The sequence below is a fragment of the Ruegeria sp. BF8 genome, from assembly GCF_056538625.1.
The window spans coordinates 453,308-470,677 of sequence record NZ_JBQFTL010000002.1; the positions used below are offsets into that span (position 1 = coordinate 453,308).

Consider the following 17,370-nt stretch of genomic DNA (forward strand, 5'->3'; position numbering starts at 1 on the left):
CGGCTTGGCTAGCCAAGGACCGAAAAACTGCTTTCGGCGTTGATCGGGCGCCTGCGAGAATAGAAGCCGACGTCGATGCTGCGTTGGATATGGGGCAGCTCGAATTGCAGGGGCTGTGCGTCGTGATCCGCCCCGCCCTCGCAATACTCGACCAGCGTGGCCATCATCTTGCCCGCAATCGGTGCGTTCTTGTACTGGTTCCCGCTGGTGCCGCAGGCCATGTAAAACCCGGGCAGGCTGGACTTGTCATAGATCGGAATCCAGTCGGTCGAGGCGTCGTACAGATCGACCACTCCCCGCGTTCTGGACGGGATGCCCAGGCTGGGAACGCGCTGCGCGTATCGCATAGCCTGCGTCGTCCACTGGTCGGTGAAGTCGTGGTTGTAGTGCACATCGTCCTGGCACCACTGATGCGGGTCGCAGTCCGGGTCTTCCGAGCCGATCAGGATATGGTTGCCATGTTCCGGCCGGCAGTAGCAGGCGATATCGCCGTCCGATACGATGGTTCCCTGACGCTCGAAATCGAACCCTTCCGGCGCGGGAACGTGGACCACCTCCTGCCGCAGCGGGCGGGTTTCGATGGTCATGTCGTCCAGCACACCCGCCATGCGGTTGATGATCGACGATCCCGGTCCGGCCACGTTGATCACCACCGGCGCGTAAATCTCTTCGCCCGAGGCCAGCCTGACGCCTTTGACTCTGCCACCATCCTGCAGAATTTCGACGACCTCGGCCCCGGTCCGCACCTGCGCGCCGCGCTGCGTGGCCGCTTGCATCAGGTTCTGCGCGGACAGGGCCGGGTCTGTGACATAACCGGCCTTGGGCCAGAACACCGCCCCCTGCATCCTGCTGCCATTGGGCTGACCAAAGGCTGGATCGTCCATCCGTTTGGCCGGGGCAAAACTGTCCAGAGAATAGATCGGCAGGCGGTCGAGTAACTGTTCGGCCGACCATTCCTCAAACGGGCAATCCAACTCGGCACTGTATTTCATGTGCCTTGACAGGTGGCCGTTGGCCTCGGTTTTCATGACAAGGCAGCCCGTCTCGCGGAACTGCGCCAGATCGGCCCCATCGGGCAGGCCAAGATAGTCGGCCCAGTCGCGCCAGTAATGGTAGCCCTCCCACGCAAAGGCTGTGCCGTCGAAGGTGGAGTAATGCATCCGGATGATCGCGCAGGACCCGGCGGTCGAGCCGTGCCCCACCTGCGCGTTGCGGTCCAGCGACAGGGTCTTCCAGCCGCCCTTGGCCATCTCGAACGCGATGGCCGCGCCGATCACGCCGGTTCCGATGATGATTGCGTCAGGCTGGCTCATGGCTTGATCCTCCCTCCCAACAGCGCTTGGCATAGGCGCTGAATTCCTCGATTTCCTCGGGCCGCGGTTCGACCCCGGTAAAGACGTACAGGTAGTGCGGCACCAGAGACAGGCGCGTGGCCAGCGGCTCGTTCAACTGCGCCAGATCATAGCCGATCTGCATGTAATACAGCACGCGCGCGCGGGTCTCGGCCTCGACCGCCTCATAGCCATGGCGGGCGAACATGGCCCGCAGCGCGGCCAAGCGGCGGGCATCGGACTGGTCCAGCATCCGCCGCACCTTGCCCGACCGCCGCGCCCAGTCGCGCACGGCAAAGTCCAGCGCCGTGTCGAACAGGGCGGTGTTGACCACGCAGCGATGCACGTTGCAGACGGCAGCGGTGATGGTCTCGGCCGGCGCTTCGGCCTGCGCGATCAGGGCGGCGGTGTTGGTGGCCTGCCAGCGATCCAGCAGCGCGTCCAGCAGGTGCTGCCGGGATTTGAAGTACCAGTAGAACGAGGACCGCGACACCGCCATGCGCTCGGCCAGGTTCAGCACCTTGACCTGCTCGACCCCGTCCGAGATCAGCACGTCCATCGCCACGTTCAGCCAGTCGTCGCGCGTGACCTTGACGTTGCCGACCAGAGGCTCGGCCTTGGGGTCGTCACGATGCAGGATGGGTTTGCTGTTCATATCAACTCTCCGGCGGCGCGCCGCCCTCGGTGGTTCGACGGGCAATGAAATCACGCATTGCGTCCAGCCCCGGCTGGTCCTGCGCGGGTGGTTCGAAATTGTTCAGGATGTCACGCCAAACCGCAGTTGCCCGGTAGTTCGCATCGACCGATCCGCGTTCGGTCCAGGTACCGAAATTGGCATAGTCATGCAGGTGCGGTTCGTAGAACTCGGTAGTGTAGCGCTCCATAGTCTGGCTGGCGGCGAAGAAATGGCTGCCGGGCTCGACCTCGCGCAAGGCAGTGTCAAAGCCAATCTCAGCCTGACCGGCCTGAGCCCCTGCGCACAGCTCGGCTACCATGTTCAGCACCTCGGCATCGCAGACCAGCTTTTCGAAGGACACGGTCAGCCCCCCTTCCAGCCACCCGGCCGAATGGATGATCACGGTGGCCCCCGCCATCAGGCAACCCCACAGCCCGAACTGGTTTTCATTGGCGGCCTGCACGTCATTGGCGTTCGAGGCCGAGCCGGCCGCCGACCGCCACGGCAGCCCCAGATGCCGCGCCAACTGCCCCGCCGCCAGCGAGGCCTGAAAATGCGAGGGCGTGCCAAAGGCCGGGGCGCCAGATTTCATGTCCACGTTGCTGGTGAAGGTGCCATAGCAGACCGGCGCGCCGGGATTTGCCAGTTGGGTCAGGGTCAGCGCCGCCAGCGCCTCGGCATGGGACAGGGTGATCGCGCCCGCGACCGTGATCGGCGCCATCGCTCCCATCAAGGTGAACGGCGTGATGATCGACATCTGCCCGTGGCGGGCAAAGTCGGTCAGCCCCTGCGCCATCGGAATGTCCAGGGTGCGCGGGCTGTTGGTGTTGATGATCGTGTAGCAATGCGGGTGGGCGCGGAACTCGTCATCGGACAGACCGCGCGCGACGGCCAGCATCTGGAAGCAATCCATCACCTGCGGCGTCCCGCGCGAGAAGAAGAACGGGAACTTGTCGGTCAGCTCGATCTGCGCCTGCGTGGTGAAATAGTGGCGCAGGTGGGTCGGCACGTCCTGCGGCTCGACCTGCGGCGAGATCATCTGGAACACGTCGAAATGATGGGTGAGCTTCAGGAACTCGAGGTAATCCTGCCCGCTGGCCGGGCGGCGGCCGCGCTCCAGATCGGTGGCATTGGGCGCGCCTGCGCCGGGCTGGAAAACAAGGCTGCCCAGTTCCAGCGTAAAGTCGCGATGCCGCGCCCCTGCCCGGCAGGCGATGGATTTCGGGGCCGAGGCCACCGCAGCCTCGACCAGATCGCGGCCGATGAACACCATCTGGCTGTCTTCATCCACCCGCGCGCCTGCAGCGGCAAAGAGGCGCCGCGCCTCGGGCAGCAGGACCTTGACGCCCAGTTCCTCCAGCGTGCGCAGAGCGGTTTCGTGCATGTCGGCGATCTGGTCGACGGGAAAGACCTCCATCACCGGAAACGGGTTGCGCAACTGGCGATAATTCACGTCCCGATGGGTCGCGGGTGCGGACTCCGCACCCCGGCCCCGCCTTCGCCGATCCCTGCCCCGGGCCGCCACGATCAGCCCCGCATCGCCTTGCCCTCGGGATCATAGGGCGACGGCGCGATTACCCGCGCGGGCCGCTCGACCCCGACCACGTGCACCGACAGCTCGGTGCCCGGCTGCGCCTTGTCGCGGTCCACCAGCGCCATGGCCAGCGACTTGCCGATGTAATGGCCATACCCGCCCGAGGTCACGAAACCCACGCGCTTGTCACCAGCCCAGACGGGTTCATACCCGCTGGCGTCGGCATCCAGCGCGTCCACCTCGAGCGTGACTTGAACCTGCGCCGGGCCGTTGCCCTCACGCTCGGCCAGTGCCGCGTCCTTGCCTACGAAATCCTTGTCCCAGTCGATCCAGCGGTCCATGCCGGTCATGCCGGGGGTGTAGGCCTGGGTGAACTCGGCCGACCAGATGCCAAAGCTTTTCTCAAGTCGCGTGGACAGCATCGCGTTGAAGCCGCATTCGCGGATGCCGTCGCTGGCCCCGGCCTCAAGCAGCGCGCGGCGCAGGGCGATGTGGTCGCCATACCGGCAGTTGATCTCATAACCCTTTTCGCCAGTGACCGACATGCGGGCCACCCGGGCGCGCACGAGGCCGATGTCATAGTCACTGCAGCCCATGAATTTCAGGGTTGAGATATCCTGTTCGGCCAGTTTCTCGACCACCGCCTGTGATTTCGGGCCAACCACGGCAAAGCCGCAGACCTCTTCGCCGAGGTCGCGCACCTGTACGCCATCGATCATGTGATCGTCGAACCAGCGCATGTGCCAGGCCCGCAGGTAATAGCTGCCCATGATCCACCAGGTGCCGTCGCCCCAGTTCAGAACCGTCAGGTCGCCCTTGAGCCGCCCGTTCTCGCCCAGCATCGGCGCCAGTTTCGCGCGGCCCGGTCCCGGCAGTTTCGAGGCCATCACCTTGTCGAGCCAGATTTCCGCATTGAGCCCCGAAACCTCGAACCGTGAGAACCCGGTGATGTCCATCAGGCCCACGCCTTCGCGGATGGTGCGGCATTCCTCGGCCACGATGTCGAAGGCGTTCGAGCGTTTCAGGGTTGGCGTTTCCTCGAACCCCTCGGGCGCGAAATAGAGCGGCACCTCGAGATCCCAGCTGACCCCCCATTTGCAACCCGCTTCGGTCATCGCGTCATGGGCCGGCGACATTTTCAACAGGCGTCCGGCGGGCAATTGCTCGTTCGGATAGGTCATCACGAAACGGCGTGAATAGAACTGGCCCGTCGTCTCGCGGATGTAGCGCTTGTTCTGGGCAAAGTCGCCATAGCGCGCCACGTCCATCGGCCAGGCGTCGGCCTCGGGCTCGCCATGGATCATCCATTCGGCCAGCGTCTTGCCGACGCCGCCCCCCTGCAGGAACCCGGCCATCACCGCGCAGGCGGTCCAATAGCCGCGCTTGCCCGGCACCGGACCGACCAGAGGGTTGCCGTCCGGCGAGAAGGTGAAGGCACCGTTCACCCATGTCTTAATGCCAACGTTCTGGATCGCCGGATAGCGTTCGAAGCCCAGCGTCAGTTCGTTCTCGATGCGGTCCAGCTGCTCCTGAAACAGCTCCTCGCCATAATTCCACGGCGCGCCGTCCATAGCCCAGTGTTCGTGATCGACCTCGTAGATGCCGACCAGAACACCCTTCTGGTCCTGCCGCATGTAGGTGAAGCCCTCGAGATCCACGGTCATCGGCATCTCGAAATCGGCCGCTGCGACCTCGGGCACCGTGTCGGTGATCAGGTAATGGTGCTTCAGTGGCGACACCGGCAGTTCGACCCCTGCCATGCGCCCCACCTGCTTGGCCCACAGGCCGGCGGCGTTGACCACATGCTCGCAGGTGATCGTTCCCCTGTCGGTCACCACCTGCCAGCCATCGGCGGTCTGGATCAGTTCCTCAACCTTGGTTTCCTCGTAGTATTCCGCCCCGCGTTTTTTGGCTGCGGTGGCATAGGCCTGCACGGTGCCGGTGGTGTCGATGTAGCCCTCCCGGTCGGCCCACATCGCGCCCAGAATGCCGTCGGTGGACATGATCGGGCAGCGTTTCTGCGCCTCTTCCGGGCTCAGCAATTCGCAGTCGTCGATGCCAATGGACTGAAAGATGCGGTAGTTCGCCTGCAACCACTCCCACCGTTCGGGGGTTCCGGCCAGCGTCAGGCCGCCGGTCATGTGCAGGCCGATATTCTGGCCCGATTCCTTCTCGATCTCGCTCAGCAAGTCGATCGTGTAGGCCTGCAGCGCCGCCATGTTCGGATCGGCGTTCAGCGCGTGGATGCCCCCCGCCGCGTGCCATGACGACCCCGAAGCCAGCCGCCGGCGTTCCAGCATAACCACATCCGGCCAGCCGAACTTGGCCAGATGATACAGAACCGAGGCGCCGACGACGCCACCCCCGATGACTACAACGCGATACTGCGATTTCATCCCGACCTCCCCTGGACGATTCCCAAAGGACGCTAGGGGCACTGTTCACTTCTGTCTAGACATTTCTGTACAGTGCTGTCAGGCGCTGGCGCTGGGTCGCGCCTGCACGCTGTCGAACCAGGCCCGGGTTGCCGTGTTGCCCTCGGGGATGCGCATCTTGATGACACGGGCGAAATCCACGAACACGAAGGTCGAGATATCGGCCAGCGAGAACGCCTCGCCCGCGATGAAGGCGCTGTCTTGCAGACGTTCTTCGAGCAGGTCGAAGAACGCTCCGACGCGCGCGAGGCCGCGTTCGGCCAGTTCCGGGATCTGCGCGTGGTTCTGCGGTCCGGGGATGGCGCGGTCCTTGAAGGCCGGATGCGTGTTGCGCAGCGCGTCTGCGATGGGCGCCCCGCCCTGTTGCTCGACGATCGCGTTCCACATCAGCACCAGCCCTTTCTCGTCCGGTGTCCGCCCCATCAACGGAGGCTCAGGGAAGCGCGCCTCGAGATAGGCAGCGATGCCGAGGTTCTCGGTCAGAACGGTCCCCTCGTCGGTAACCAGAACCGGAATGGTGGCGCGGGGGTTCACCTTTCGGAACGCCTCGCTCATTTGCTCGCCCTTGGCGATCGAGATGTCGCGGGTTTCGATCTGCAGCCCCTTTTCGGCGATGAACATCCGGGCACGGCGCGGGTTCGGGGCGGTCGAGCAATCGTAAAACAGCATGGGCGGTCCTTTGCGTGAACGTCACGCGTAGGTTAGACCGCCCGCCGTGCCGGGATCGAGTCCCCGCGCAAAGTGACCCTGCGGAACGCCGCTCAGCGCCGGTAGATAAAGCAGCGACCCGGAACCGCATCTGCGGGAAGGGTCTGCTCCGTAAGCGTCTCGAAATACATCCGGTCGCTCGAGACCATCAGCCCGCCCTCGGCCAGAAGCGGTTCGATCAGGGGTGACACAAAGCGGGCGAAGGCATCGTTCTTTTCGCGGTTGTGGCCGCCCAGATCGGCATGGATCAGGCTGGCGGTCGCGCCGAACCGATCCAGCGCGGCGGGCAGCGTCTCGCGCACGTCGCCCAGGATCAGACGATCTTCGGGCGGAGTGGAATCGGGGTGCGAGGCCACAGCGCGTTCGAACACATAGACGGGTCGGTTGCGGACCCGGTTCATCATGTGATGATAAGTGCGCCCGTTTCCCAGACCCAGTTCGAACACCGGACCGGCCAAATCGGCCGTGTCGGCAATCGCGAAATCCAGACATGCCCGCTGCGAGACCATGCGATCAATGAACAGATCCAGTCGGCTTTGCGCGTCGGACATTGCGAAATATCTCCCTGATACCTTAACGACCACCAATCGCGGCCAATCGCGGCTTTGATGACAAAAACTCAAGACTTTGTGTAGGCACAATGCACTGTTCGTCACGTTTCCGCGACATTTCAGCCCAAGAAGGTATTTGACTAGTCGCCCCCAAGCGCGCGAAACTGCGACAAAAAAACCAGGGAGTTCAAAACCAATGTCACGTGGTGGCCACACGGGTGGAAAGCCCGCATGACGGCCTTGCTGTCTGTCCGAGACCTGAGCATCGGTTTCGGCGCCGGGGAGCCCGTCGTCAGAGATGTGAATTTCGATGTCGAGGCCGGGCAAACGCTGGCATTGGTCGGGGAATCCGGGTCGGGCAAGACGATCTCTTGCCGGGCGGTGCTGCGCATTCTGCCCAGAACGGCCCAGATCCGCAGCGGCGTGATGCAGCTGAACACCTCCAAGGGCAGCGTCGCGCTGTCCGAAATTTCCGAACGTGAGATGCGTGGCATCCGCGGCAATCGAATTTCGATGATCTTCCAAGAACCTATGCGGTCGCTGTCTCCGTTGCACAAGATCGGAAACCAGGTCAGCGAAGTTCTGTGGCTGCATCGGGGCGCCTCCGAGTCTGAGGCCCGCAAGGAAGTGCTGTCGCAGTTCGAACGCGTGGGTTTTCCCGATCCAGCGCGTGCCTATGACTCGTATCCCTTCGAACTTTCGGGCGGGATGCGTCAACGCGCGATGATCGCGATGGCGATGGTGTCCAAACCGGAATTGCTGATTGCCGACGAACCGACAACTGCGCTGGATGTGACGACCCAGGCTCAGGTGCTGGGCCTGATCAAGGATCTGCAGAAAGAAACTGGTATGGCGCTGGTTTTGGTGACGCATGACCTGGGCGTGGTCGCCAATATGGCCGAACAGGTCGTCGTCATGCACAAAGGCCGGGTGATGGAGGCGGGTTCAGCCGAGCTGATCCTGAATGCTCCGGCCCATCCCTATACCCGCCAGCTGTTTGATGCGGCCCCCGAGATCCCGGACAAGGAAGCCGTGGGAATTCCGATGCCGGACGAGGATCTGATCCTCGACATGAAGGATGTGTGCAAGACCTACACGATGCGGTCGTCGCGCGGTTGGAAAGCGGGCAAGCTGATTTATGCCTGCCGGGGCGTCGACCTGAAACTGGCCCGCGGCAAGACGTTGGCCGTAGTCGGCGAAAGCGGATCGGGCAAGACCACCGCGGCCCGGATCGCGCTGGGGGCCGAGTTGCCAGACCCGGGCGGCGAAGTGCTTTTTCGCGCCGCGCCGGGCGAGGACCCGATACGCGTCCACCAGATGACCCGCGAGGAGCGCACGGCGTTTCAGCGCAAGGCTCAGATGGTGTTTCAGGATCCCTACAGTTCTCTGAGCCCGCGCATGCGCATTCAGGATGCGATGACCGAACCGCTGGAGATCCACAATATCGGTACGACGGCCGAGCGCCGCGACAAGGCCGCTGAGATGCTCGAACGCGTGGGATTGAACGCCGGGATGCTCAAGCGCTACCCCCACGCTTTCTCCGGCGGTCAACGCCAACGCCTGTCAATCGCCCGTGCGATGATGCTGGATCCGTCCCTGATCGTCTGCGACGAGCCGACATCGGCTTTGGACGTTTCGGTCCAAGAGCAAATCCTGACCCTTCTGGAAAGACTGCAGGACAGTCTGAACCTGTCCTATCTTTTCATTTCTCACGATCTGGCCGTGGTCGCCCGTATCGCGGACGAGGTCGCGGTCATGCGCCAGGGGCTGGTCGTCGAACAGGCTCCACCCGAGACGTTGTTCTACAACCCGCGCCACCCCTACACCAAGGCTCTGATTGCCGCACAACCCGAACCCGATATCAATCGTCCCATCGATCTGAAGCTGGTCGCCCTTGGCGCCGGGTCTCCGGACAGTTGGGATGACGCCTTTAGATTCTCTGACACCATGATACCTTCACTCGTGGAAATGGAGCCCGGCCATAAGGTACGTTGCCATGTTTAAGACCACTCGATTCAAGTTTCTGGCCGCCGCGCTGACGCTGGGCGCGGCGCTGCCCGCCTGGGCCGACACCCTTCCCGACCTGCAGGAAAGCACGTTCTGGAAAGCCGAGGTGGACATCGGAAACCTGCCCCCGGTGCAAGATCGCATCCCGCAGGAACCGCTGATCGTCGACCTGTCTTCGAAAGGGCGCGAATTCGGCAAACAGGGCGGAACCCTGCGCACGATGGTCACCCGGTCCAAGGATATCCGGCAGATGGTGGTCTATGGCTACGCCCGACTGGTGGGCTTCGATGCCCAGTACAATCTGGTCCCCGATCTGCTGGCGTCTTACGACAACGAAGAAAACCGCAAGTACACTCTGCACCTGCGCAAGGGGCACAAATGGTCGGACGGCACACCTTTCACCTCGGAAGACTTCCGATACTGGTGGGAAGACGTGGCCAACAACGAGCTCCTCAGCCCGTCCGGCCCCCCAGATTTCCTGCGGGTTGAGGGCAAACTCCCCACTGTCACGTTCCCGGACGAAACGACGGTGATCTACGAATGGGACGACCCGAACCCGAACTTTCTGGCCTCACTGGCGCAGGCGCGACCACCATTCATCTACCGCCCTGCTGCGTTCCTGAAGCGTTATCATGAGAAATATGCCGACAAGGAAAAGCTGGACTTCGAGGTCAGTGACGCACGTGTCAAGAGCTGGGCCGCCCTGCACAACAAGCTGGACAACCTCTACAAGTACGACAATCACGAACTGCCCACTCTGCAGCCGTGGCTGAACGCGAGCTCGGGCAAGAAGATCCGGCACAATTTCGTCCGCAACCCCTATTACCACCGCATCGACTCGAAGGGTTTGCAACTGCCATACATCGACGTAGTCGAGATGGAGATCGTGGCTCCCGGCCTAGTGGCGGCCAAGGCCAATGCCGGTGAGACCGACCTGCAGGGTCGTGGGCTTGATTTTCGGGATGCCTCGATCCTGAAAAAGGGCGAAGCCAACGGAAATTACAAGACGCTACTCTGGAAAACCGGTGTTGCGTCACAGATCGCGATCTACCCCAACCTGAATTTCGAAGACGAGGTCTGGCGCAATGTGCTGCGCGATGTCCGTGTCCGTCGCGCTCTTTCGCTGGCCATCGACCGTCAGACCATCAACCAGGCGCTGTATTTTAAACTGGCGCATCCGGCCGCCATGTCCGTTTTGCCTGCCTCGCCCTTCTACAGTGAAGAGAATGCGCAGGCCTGGGCGCAATACGACGTCGCACAGGCCAACGCCCTGCTGGACGAGGTCGGGCTGACGCAGCGCGACAAGAACGGCATACGCCTGTTGCCGGACGGCCGCCCCATGGAGCTGGTGATCGAGACGGCCGGGGAACGCCAAGAGGTCGAGAACGCGCTGCAGATCGTGACTGATACGTGGCGGGAAATCGGGGTGAAACTGGTCATGCGTCCGCTTGACCGCGACATCCTGCGCAACCGTGTTTTTGCCGGCAATACGATGGCTTCGGTCTGGTATGGCTGGGATGATGGCATCCCGCAGCTGCATACGTCACCGGTTTACCTGGCCCCGACCGACCAGGTGTTTCTGGCCTGGCCAAAATGGGGGCAGCACTATCAAACCGGCGGCGAAGCCGGCGAGCCGCCCGATCTGCCCGAAGCCCAGCGTTTGCTGGAGTTGAACCACATCTGGGAACTTGCAAAAACCGAGGATGAACGCCGGGCGGTCTGGGAGGAGATGTTGAAGATACACGCCGACCAGATCTATGGCATCGGAATTCTGAACGGCGCGCCCCAGCCGATCGTGGTTTCAAACCGTCTGCGCAATGTTCCCGAACAGGCCATGTGGGCCTGGGAACCCGGCGCGCATTTCGGAGTGCACCGCCCAGACGAATTCTTTTTCGCCGACTGACAGGAGCGGATAGATGATCATGCTCCGCTACGCGGTGTATCGCTTTTTCACGATGCTGCTGACCCTGTTGGTGGTATCGATGCTGATCTTCGTGATCATCAACCTGCCGCCAGGAGATTATCTCAGCAATCAGATTGCCGAGCTGCAGGCTTCGGGGCAGTCGGCCGGTGTGGCCAAGGCGGAATTCCTGCGAAAGGAATACGCTCTGGACCGCCCAATGTGGGAACAATACCTGATCTGGGTCGGCTTCTTTCCCGGCCCTCATGGGTTTGAGGGGTTGCTGCAGGGCAACTACGGCTGGTCCTTCGAATTCGATCGTCCGGTTGCCGACATCGTCGGGGACACGCTGTGGCTGACCGTGGTCGTGAACCTTGCCGCGATCCTGTTCGTCTATGCCGTGGCCTTGCCTCTGGGCGTTATGGCGGCGGCCAAATCGCGGACCTGGGTGGACTATTCGACCGCCTTCGTGGGGTATCTGGGATTGGCGACGCCCAACTTTCTGCTGGCGCTCATCCTGTTTTATTACGGGCACCGCTACCTCGATTTGCCCATCGGCGGATTGATGGACCCGGTGTATGAGGGGCAACCCATGAGCTGGGACAAGATGAAGTCCATCCTGGTTCATCTGATCGTGCCCACATTCGTGATCGGCACCTCGGGCGCCTCGGCCATGATGCAGCGCCTGCGCGCCAACATGCTGGACGAATTGGGCAAGCCATATGTTGAAACCGCTATAGCCAAGGGCATGTCGCCGTCGCGGATGCTGACCAAGTACCCGCTGCGCGTCGCCTTCAACCCCTTCGTGGCCGACATCGGCAACCTGCTGCCCTCGATGGTGTCGGGATCGGTTCTGGTTTCGGTGGTGCTGGGTTTGCAGACCATCGGCCCCACGCTGCTGACGGCGCTTAAGACACAGGACCAGTTCCTGTCAGCCTTCATTCTGATGTTCGTGGCGCTGCTGACGCTGATCGGCACCATGATCTCCGACATTCTGCTGGTCATGCTTGACCCGCGTATCCGGTACGAGGGGCGCGAAGCATGAGCAAACTTCCCGACGGTCGCTTTGTCGACGACGCCCCGTTTGATCCCGAAGCATCTTTGCAGCAATTGGAGCGCAGGGATCTGGACGCCCCGAATTGGGTTCTGGTCTGGCGCAAGTTCAAGACACACCGGCTGGGTCTGATATCGGGCATTTTTCTGCTGCTGTGCTATCTGATGCTCCCGTTTGCAGGGTTCATCGCGCCTTATGGCCCGAACGAACGAAATGGCGAACATCTCTACGCACCGCCCCAATCGGTGAACTGGTTCCACCAGGGCGAGTTCATTGGGCCGTTCGTCTACCCGATCGTGGCCGAGGCCGACCTCGAGACGTTCCAATGGAAATTCGTCCCTGACACCGAGGATCCGCGACCCGTGCGGTTCTTCTGCGAGGCATCCGAGTACAAGCTGGCCGGGCTCATCCGGTCAAACACGCATCTGTTCTGCGCCCCGGAAGGCACGACACTGTTCCTCTGGGGTTCGGACCGGCTGGGCCGCGATATCTTCAGCCGCATCCTCTATGGCGCGCAGCTGTCGCTGACCGTGGGCCTGATCGGCATTTCGGTCTCGTTCTTCCTTGGCATCCTGTTCGGGTCGCTGGCCGGCTATTTCGGCGGGCGGATCGACTGGGTCATCAACCGCGTGATCGAAATCCTGCGGTCTTTGCCCGAACTCCCCCTGTGGCTGGCACTATCGGCCGCGGTTCCGTCGAACTGGTCGCCGGTTGCCGTGTTCTTCATCATCTCGATCATCCTCGGCATCCTCGACTGGCCAGGGCTGGCCCGATCCGTGCGCGCCAAATTCCTGTCGCTGCGCGAAGAAGAATATGTGCGCGCCGCCGAGATGATGGGTGCCAGTTCCGGCCGGGTGATCCGCAAGCACCTGTTGCCGAACTTCATGTCACACCTGATTGCCTCGGCCACGCTGTCGATCCCCGCCATGATTCTGGGTGAAACGGCACTCAGCTTCCTTGGCCTCGGCCTGCGGGCACCGGCGGTCAGCTGGGGCGTGATGCTGAACGACGCGCAAAACCTCGCCTCGATCGAGATCTATCCGTGGACGGCCATCCCGATGCTGCCGATCATCGTGGTGGTGCTGGCCTTCAATTTCCTGGGTGACGGGCTGCGCGACAGTCTGGACCCTTATCAGCAATGAGCCTGCTGGCTTCGCTTCCACCGTCCGAGGCCTATCGGGTCGCCGGCTCTGGTGCGCTTCCCAGCGCATTTGCCGTGTCCGAGCTGGCAACAGCCAGCTTTGCAGCCGTGGGCCACGAGCTTGGACGGTTCATGCAGGCCACCAATCTTGTCTCGCTCCCACCCAATGCGATGGTTGATCACCGCCTCGCGTCACTGTGGTTCGGATACTCGTTCAAGCCCGAAGGCTGGGATATGCCAAGCCTCTGGGATCCGATCGCGGGCGACTATCGGGGGGCCGATGGCTGGATCAGGTTGCACACCAACCTCCCCCACCATAGGGAAGCGGCCCTCAAGGTTTTGGCGACCGAGGGGAATCGTGCGGCGGTGACGCAGGCCATCAAGAGCTGGTCGGTCTCGAACCTTGAAACGGATATCGTGGCGCAGGGTGGTGTTGCCGCCGCCATGCGCAGCCGGGCCGAGTGGCTTGACCACCCTCAAGGCCGCGCCGTGACGCGGGATCCGTTGATCGGCTGGCACGGCCCACGCCGGATCACGCTGCGCGACAGGCCTCAGGCGCGCGCGGATCGGCCTTTGGCCGGGCTTCGGGTTCTCGACATGACGCGCGTGCTGGCCGGCCCGGTTTCCACCCGCACGCTGGCCGGGTTCGGAGCCGAAGTGCTGCGCATCGACCCACCGGGTTGGGATGAGCCGGGCGTGATCCCCGATATCTCGCTCGGCAAGCGCTGCGCGTATCTGGACCTCAAGCCACCCGCTGGCCTGGAAAAGCTGCAAGAGCTGCTCGCGCAAGCGGATGTCTTTGTCCATGGCTACCGCCCCGGTGCGCTGGATGCTCTGGGCCTGACCAAAGAGGTGCGCGATACGGTCGCTCCAAACCGGGTCGAGGTTACGCTGGATGCCTATGGTTGGCAGGGGCCTTGGGCCACCCGTCGCGGATTTGACAGCCTCGTCCAGATGAGCGCGGGGATCGCTGACGCCGGTCGCGTTTGGGCCGGAGCCGACAAACCCACCCCGCTGCCAGTTCAAGCACTTGACCATGCCACCGGCTATTTGATGGCCGCCGCTGTCCTCTCGGCCCTGACAGAAGCGGCTTCGGGGCATTCGATCATGGATGGGCGTCTGTCGCTGGCGCGCACCGCCGAGTTACTGGCCAGCCTCGCGAAATCCGAGACAGGCGACCCGATCACCGCTGCCGAACCCGGGGACTACGCATCCCGATCGGAAGAGTCCGGCTGGGGCCCCGGCAAACGGCTGAAACCCGCGCTGAGCGTCGGTGAGGCACGGATGCACTGGCCGATCCCGGCATCCCGGCTCGGCACGTCCGATCCAACGTGGCAAACCACCTGAACAAAGGCCCGACCGCCGCGCGGCCCTGCCCAACGCTTGGAACGGCGGCACACCTGCGCCGCAGGTCAAAGGGGCGGGAGCGCCCTAGCGGTCGTCTCCACCGGGGCCGATATCGTCCAGATAATCCTCGTCAATCGCGGCTTGCACCGCGCCGGTGACCGCCTCGCGTTGTTTCGGAGACAGGTCTTCGGGCTCCTTGCCATCGGCCAGTCGTACCGTGACTTCGCGGTGTGCAAACTTGATGCCTTCGCGCGCGAACAACTCGCGGATTTCTTGGTACACCTTCTTGCGCACCAGCCACTGGTCGCCCGGCTTGGTCATGAACTTCACCCGGATGATCATCGCGGAATCCTGCATCTCGATGACGCCCTGTGACTTGAGCGGCTGGATGAAGTTGTCCCCGATCACCGGGTCCTCCAGCAACTCCTGTCCCAGCTTCTTGATCAGTTTACGGACCTTCTCGACGTCCGTGTCATAGGTCACGCGCAGAGGCAGTTTCATGATCACCCAGTCGCGCGAGTAGTTGGTCAGAACCTTGATTTCACCAAACGGGATCGTGTTCAGGGCCCCCAGATGGTGGCGCAGCTGGAAAGACCGGACCGAGATTTTTTCGACCGTACCTTTGACATCTCCGATGTCGATGTATTCTCCCTTGCGGAACGCGTCATCCAGCAGGAAGAACGCGCCCGAGAAAATGTCCCGCACCAGGGTTTGCGAGCCAAAGCCCACGGCCAGACCGACAACGCCGGCGCCTGCAAACAGCGGGCTGACATTTATGCCAAGTTCCATCAGAACGATCAGCACGATGGTCACGACCACCACGGCCAGTATGGCGCCCCGGAACAGAGGCAGCAGCGTGGCAAGGCGGCTTTGACCGCCCTCTCCGCCCTCGTCACCCAACTCGGCTTCGGCGGCTCCATCATCGGTTTCTTCGGCGATTTTGGTGTCGATCCAGATCCGGAAGAAGTGGAACAGGATGTAGCCGATGAACAGGATCACCATCACATCCAACGCCCTGCCAATGGGCAAATCCTCGCTCCAGCTGGCTTCGGGATTCCAGATGACGACCAGTGCGTAGATGCCGACGACAAAGGCCAGGATGCCCGCGACACGCCGCGCAAGATCTTCGTAGGTCACCAATGTGTGCTTGCGCTTCTCCGCCTCGGGCGTCTCCGAGGTCCGCATGGTATCTTCATCGGTATCGAGTTCGGCATTCAGAGCCTCGATCTGCCGGTTGCGATCGAAGTACCGCTCGAGCAGATAGTTCATGGCGCCATATGCGATGACGACCGACATGAAGATCATGTAGCTGCTTGCGACGATCGGCAGCGAGTCCTCGGTCTCGAGCACCAGATCCACCGCCAGCTTGAACCAGCTGAAGACCAGATAGACGATCAGGGCCGGGGCCCAGCCAAATGACACGAACCGCAGCAACCAGGACACCTGGTCTGGCTGGCGGCCGCCTCGGATAGCGTTCGAAATGGCCCGGGCGTTGAACAGGATCATCAGGATGTTTCCGACCATCCCGATCAGGGTCAGCCCGCCATAAACCATCGCGTAGACGTTGTAGTTCAGCCCGAAATCCGCCACCCAAGTGGAAAACAGAACAGCTGTGATGTCATAGGTCGCCAGCGCCGATGCCCAGATGTACAGCCGCTTGGCGTCACGGTCCGAGAATGGCGGCAGCCTGTACTGGCTGAGATACGGCGACAGCACCATCCGCCACAGGTCGGAAACCGTACGTGACAGGAAAAACGCCGTGAAAATCGCCGTGACGGTGAACTGGATCGAGATATCTTCGGCCTCGCCAAAAAACAGATACCCAACGATCAGAGCCATCAGCATTGCAAACACCGTGGCCCCGATACCCATCAGAAACCGGAACACAAGGAACGGCATCTTTTCCCGATACCCCTGCGGGTTTTCCTTGATCCGGGCGACGACCCACCGTCGGGCAAAGCGCTTGCCGTACAGCTCGATCGACAGCCATCGGCCAACCATCAGGAACAGTATGTTCCATCCCAGCACCTCGACATAGGTGAAAATCCGGCCATCAGGACTGGTTTGCTCGAGGATGTAGCGCACCTCGAAGATCGAATAGGGCAACGCCTCAAGGCGGGATCGCACGGCTTCGCTGAACTTGGCAAAGCGCTCCTGCGCCTTCATCAACTGCGAACTTTCCGCCATCGGATCATGAGCGACGTCCTCGGGCTGGCCACCAGCCTGCCCGACCGAGGATACGACCTGCCCGGCGCTGTCAATGACGATCACGCTGGCGCCCGCCTCGGTCGCGGCGCGGATCGCGGCCGCGACATCGTTGTCCTGCGGGGCCTCTGTTTCACCGGACGCCCCGGGATACCCCGGGATCAGCGAGGTCTGCGCCGCCGCACCGGTCGCGAAGGCCAGAGCGATTGTCCACGTCAGGAACAGTACACGGACAAGAAAGTTCGGTTTCATAAGGTCTTGCATCCTGATCTCTTGCTGCACGACAGCCTATAGAACGCACCGGCCTTGATCAAACGATCCACTCGCCGCTTCCCGACATCGTGTAGGACCGTGTTTTTGGCGCAAGCCCAAAGGCAGGATGTTTCCAACCCTATGGAATTCCTATAAGAGCAGGCAGCATCCGGCAAATCCGGGCTTTGCCAACTTCGGGGAATGTTGCAGGCTTCGCGTTATTGGTGAC

Annotated in this window: 12 protein-coding genes; 5 read left to right on the plus strand and 7 right to left on the minus strand. The window is 62.3% G+C overall.

Annotation, left to right across the window (positions count from 1 at the left end):
* Positions 1-8: 8 nt before the first annotated feature.
* The 6 genes from ACR0LD_RS09800 to ACR0LD_RS09825 form a co-directional block, all read right to left on the minus strand.
* On the minus strand, positions 9-1,313 hold the full coding sequence (locus ACR0LD_RS09800; protein ID WP_480636670.1) for an NAD(P)/FAD-dependent oxidoreductase: 1,305 nt from the start codon (positions 1,311-1,313) through the stop codon (positions 9-11).
* On the minus strand, positions 1,300-1,986 hold the full coding sequence (locus ACR0LD_RS09805; protein ID WP_170460224.1) for a TetR/AcrR family transcriptional regulator: 687 nt from the start codon (positions 1,984-1,986) through the stop codon (positions 1,300-1,302). The genes ACR0LD_RS09800 and ACR0LD_RS09805 overlap by 14 nt, the downstream gene beginning before the upstream one ends.
* Before the next feature lies 1 nt (position 1,987).
* Positions 1,988-3,532: a trimethylamine methyltransferase family protein gene (locus ACR0LD_RS09810; protein WP_480636672.1), complete on the minus strand. Its 1,545-nt coding sequence runs from the start codon at positions 3,530-3,532 to the stop codon at positions 1,988-1,990.
* A gap of 2 nt (positions 3,533-3,534) precedes the next feature.
* The gene (locus ACR0LD_RS09815) at positions 3,535-5,937 is read right to left on the minus strand and encodes a GcvT family protein (RefSeq protein ID WP_480636674.1); all 2,403 of its coding nucleotides are present in this window, start codon (positions 5,935-5,937) and stop codon (positions 3,535-3,537) included.
* Between the two features lie 78 nt (positions 5,938-6,015).
* Positions 6,016-6,645: a glutathione S-transferase family protein gene (locus tag ACR0LD_RS09820; RefSeq protein WP_170357059.1), complete on the minus strand. Its 630-nt coding sequence runs from the start codon at positions 6,643-6,645 to the stop codon at positions 6,016-6,018.
* A gap of 92 nt (positions 6,646-6,737) precedes the next feature.
* Complete coding sequence (locus ACR0LD_RS09825) at positions 6,738-7,235, minus strand: class I SAM-dependent methyltransferase (RefSeq protein WP_170340388.1); 498 nt, start codon at positions 7,233-7,235, stop codon at positions 6,738-6,740.
* 231 nt (positions 7,236-7,466) lie between these two features.
* Here ACR0LD_RS09825 and ACR0LD_RS09830 point away from each other — a divergent pair, with 231 nt between their 5' ends.
* The 5 genes from ACR0LD_RS09830 to ACR0LD_RS09850 are packed head-to-tail and all read left to right on the plus strand — an operon-like array spanning position 7,467 to position 14,684.
* Positions 7,467-9,239 (plus strand): ABC transporter ATP-binding protein, encoded by a 1,773-nt coding sequence (locus ACR0LD_RS09830; protein ID WP_170340386.1) that lies wholly within the window; start codon positions 7,467-7,469, stop codon positions 9,237-9,239.
* The gene (locus ACR0LD_RS09835) at positions 9,232-11,145 is read left to right on the plus strand and encodes an ABC transporter substrate-binding protein (protein WP_170369774.1); all 1,914 of its coding nucleotides are present in this window, start codon (positions 9,232-9,234) and stop codon (positions 11,143-11,145) included. Before ACR0LD_RS09830 ends, ACR0LD_RS09835 begins: the two co-directional genes overlap by 8 nt.
* Before the next feature lie 13 nt (positions 11,146-11,158).
* On the plus strand, positions 11,159-12,187 hold the full coding sequence (locus tag ACR0LD_RS09840; RefSeq protein WP_093964561.1) for an ABC transporter permease: 1,029 nt from the start codon (positions 11,159-11,161) through the stop codon (positions 12,185-12,187).
* A complete protein-coding gene (locus ACR0LD_RS09845) occupies positions 12,184-13,338 on the plus strand; it encodes an ABC transporter permease (RefSeq protein WP_170357056.1) in 1,155 nt (384 codons plus the stop codon). Before ACR0LD_RS09840 ends, ACR0LD_RS09845 begins: the two co-directional genes overlap by 4 nt.
* A complete protein-coding gene (locus tag ACR0LD_RS09850) occupies positions 13,335-14,684 on the plus strand; it encodes a CoA transferase (RefSeq protein WP_480636678.1) in 1,350 nt (449 codons plus the stop codon). Before ACR0LD_RS09845 ends, ACR0LD_RS09850 begins: the two co-directional genes overlap by 4 nt.
* A gap of 84 nt (positions 14,685-14,768) precedes the next feature.
* Here ACR0LD_RS09850 and ACR0LD_RS09855 read toward each other — a convergent pair whose 3' ends face one another.
* On the minus strand, positions 14,769-17,141 hold the full coding sequence (locus ACR0LD_RS09855) for a mechanosensitive ion channel family protein (RefSeq protein ID WP_170529402.1): 2,373 nt from the start codon (positions 17,139-17,141) through the stop codon (positions 14,769-14,771).
* Between the last annotated feature and the right edge of the window lie 229 nt (positions 17,142-17,370).

Excerpts from the sequence above, each read along its gene's own strand:
- ACR0LD_RS09835 (WP_170369774.1), top strand. The coding sequence starts at position 9,232 with ATGTTTAAGACCACTCGATTCAAGTTTCTGGCCGCCGCGCTGACGCTG.
- ACR0LD_RS09805 (WP_170460224.1), bottom strand. The coding sequence starts at position 1,986 with ATGAACAGCAAACCCATCCTGCATCGTGACGACCCCAAGGCCGAGCCT.
- ACR0LD_RS09815 (WP_480636674.1), bottom strand. The coding sequence starts at position 5,937 with ATGAAATCGCAGTATCGCGTTGTAGTCATCGGGGGTGGCGTCGTCGGC.
- ACR0LD_RS09825 (WP_170340388.1), bottom strand. The coding sequence starts at position 7,235 with ATGTCCGACGCGCAAAGCCGACTGGATCTGTTCATTGATCGCATGGTC.
- ACR0LD_RS09830 (WP_170340386.1), top strand. The coding sequence starts at position 7,467 with ATGACGGCCTTGCTGTCTGTCCGAGACCTGAGCATCGGTTTCGGCGCC.
- ACR0LD_RS09845 (WP_170357056.1), top strand. The coding sequence starts at position 12,184 with ATGAGCAAACTTCCCGACGGTCGCTTTGTCGACGACGCCCCGTTTGAT.
- ACR0LD_RS09850 (WP_480636678.1), top strand. The coding sequence starts at position 13,335 with ATGAGCCTGCTGGCTTCGCTTCCACCGTCCGAGGCCTATCGGGTCGCC.
- ACR0LD_RS09840 (WP_093964561.1), top strand. The coding sequence starts at position 11,159 with ATGATCATGCTCCGCTACGCGGTGTATCGCTTTTTCACGATGCTGCTG.
- ACR0LD_RS09855 (WP_170529402.1), bottom strand. The coding sequence starts at position 17,141 with ATGAAACCGAACTTTCTTGTCCGTGTACTGTTCCTGACGTGGACAATC.
- ACR0LD_RS09820 (WP_170357059.1), bottom strand. The coding sequence starts at position 6,645 with ATGCTGTTTTACGATTGCTCGACCGCCCCGAACCCGCGCCGTGCCCGG.
- ACR0LD_RS09800 (WP_480636670.1), bottom strand. The coding sequence starts at position 1,313 with ATGAGCCAGCCTGACGCAATCATCATCGGAACCGGCGTGATCGGCGCG.